Raw genomic sequence first — 2,086 nt, 5'->3', positions numbered from 1 at the left:
GTTTGGTGGAGGTAGGGGTGCGTGCAGTTGAGGCGGAGGAGGGCGCAAGATGCCCGGACCCGGCCCGTTGTCCCGCCGCGGCCGCTGCGCGGCGGTCCTCGTCGCGGGAGCGATCTGCTCGTCGGTGCTCACCGCGCCGCTGCTCGGCGCCGCCCACGCGGAGCCGTCACCCTCGGCGACCGTCCCCGCGCTCGACTGGAGCCCTTGCAAACCCGGCAGCCCGTACGACTGCGCCACCGCCCGCGTGCCGCTCGACCACGCCGATCCGGCGGGCCGCACCATCGATCTCGCGGTGGTCCGGCGCACGGCGGGCGACCCGGCACGGCGCGTGGGCACCCTCTTCGTCAATCCGGGTGGCCCCGGCGGCCCCGGAACGGTGCAGGTCCCGCAGAACTACGACTCGTTCCCCAAGGAGCTGCGCGAACGCTTCGACATCGTGAGCTGGGACCCGCGGGGGATCGGCAACAGCACGGCGGTGAACTGCTTCGACAGCCCCGAGGAGGCGAAGACCTGGGCCGCGGGCAAACCGATCGGCTTCCCGGTGGGTGAAAAGGAGCGCGCGACCTGGATCGACGCGTACGAGGAGCTGGGCCGCCGCTGCGAGAAACGCGACCCGGACCTCCTGCGCCACGTCTCGACCGCCGACACCGCACAGGACCTGGAGCTGCTCCGCCGGGCGGTGGGGGAACCACAGCTCAACTACCTCGGTGTGTCCTACGGGACCATTCTCGGCGCCACCTACGCCAACCTGTTCCCCGACAAGGTCCGGGCCATGGTCCTGGACAGCAACATCGACCCGCTGGCATGGACGAACAACGCCTCACCGAGCGAACCGCGGACCACGACCCTCCTGCGCATGGGCTCGGACCGCACCGCGGCGGCGACCCTCGACAAGTTCCTGGACCTCTGCGGATCCGCCACCACCGCCCGCTGCGCCTTCTCGGCCGGCAGCCCGCAGGCCACCCGCGCCAAGTACGACCAGCTGATGCAGCGCCTGCGGGAGCACCCGGTGGGCCCCTGGACGTACGCCGCCACCGTCGCGGACACGGTCAGCAGTCTGTACATCGTCCGGCCGGGCTGGACCGATCTCGCCGCCAGGCTCCAGGACCTGTGGCAGGGCCGCACCCCGAAGCCGCCCCAGTACCCGCCCCCGCCCCCGGTCAAGCAGCCCGGTCCGTACCTGGGGGAGGAGCAGGCGGCGGCCGTGTGGTGCGCCGACAGCCCCAACCCGCGCGACCCCGGCGTCTACCCCGGCCTCGAAGAGGACAGCGCCAAGCGTGCGGGCGACGCCGGACGGTACTGGACCTGGTCCGGCGAGCCGTGCGCCACCTGGCCGGCCCGGGCCGCCAACCGGTACGACGGCCCCTGGGACAAGCCCACGCCGCACCCCGTCCTGGTGATCGGCACCACGTACGACCCCTCGACGCCCTACTCGGACGCCCAGGCCATGGCCGGGGAACTGGCGGACGCCCGCCTGCTCACGAACAACGGGTACGGCCACACCGCACTCTTCAACAACTCCAGCACCTGCATCAACACCTACGAGAGCCGCTACCTCATCGACGGCACACTCCCGCCGCCCGGCACGACCTGCCAACCCGACCGGCTCCCCTTCTCCTGACCGGTCCGACGGCCGGGTCACGGGACGAGGACGACCTTGCCGGCGACCGTGCCGGACTCGGCCAGGCGCATCGCCTCGGCGGCGCGGGCCAGCGGGATCTCGGCCGCGACCCTGGCGGTGATCTCACCGCGCTGCAGGGCCGAGAACACCTGGGAGAGGTCGGAGCGCAGACGCGCCCGGAAGCGGTCCTTCGCGTAGGCGCGTCCGGCCCACACGTTGAAGAAGTACGCGCGGCGGCCGTTGGGAAGCGCGTTCCACACCCACACCCGCCCGAGCAGCCTGAGTACCGGCCAGGAGCCGGAGCCCTCGTCGTCGCGGGTGGCGGCGCTGCCGTAGGAGACGAGCGTGCCGCCGGGCGCCAGCAGCCGCCAGGAGTCGGCGATGCCGTCGCCGCCGACGTGGTCGAAGACCGCGTCGACCCCGCCGGGCGCGAGGGAGCGGACCCGGGCGGCGACGGTGCCGGAG

At 73.0% G+C, this 2,086-nt stretch carries 2 protein-coding genes; one reads left to right on the top strand and one right to left on the bottom strand.

Annotated features, from left to right (window positions below; all coding sequences use genetic code 11):
• Positions 1 to 49: 49 nt before the first annotated feature.
• Complete coding sequence (locus tag ACFWVD_RS28365; RefSeq protein WP_081524763.1) at positions 50 to 1,621, top strand: alpha/beta hydrolase; 1,572 nt, start codon at positions 50 to 52, stop codon at positions 1,619 to 1,621.
• A 17-nt stretch (positions 1,622 to 1,638) separates the two neighbouring features.
• Here ACFWVD_RS28365 and ACFWVD_RS28360 read toward each other — a convergent pair.
• On the bottom strand, positions 1,639 to 2,086 hold a 448-nt coding region (locus ACFWVD_RS28360; RefSeq protein WP_379247935.1), incomplete at its 5' end, for a zinc-binding dehydrogenase.

It is taken from the genome of Nocardia sp. NPDC058666, assembly GCF_042714895.1.
Lineage (GTDB): Bacteria > Actinomycetota > Actinomycetes > Mycobacteriales > Mycobacteriaceae > Nocardia.
This window is presented reverse-complemented; position numbering and strand designations above follow the sequence as displayed.

Coding starts and splice junctions, on each gene's coding strand:
- ACFWVD_RS28365 (WP_081524763.1), top strand. CDS start 50: ATGCCCGGACCCGGCCCGTTGTCCCGCCGCGGCCGCTGCGCGGCGGTC.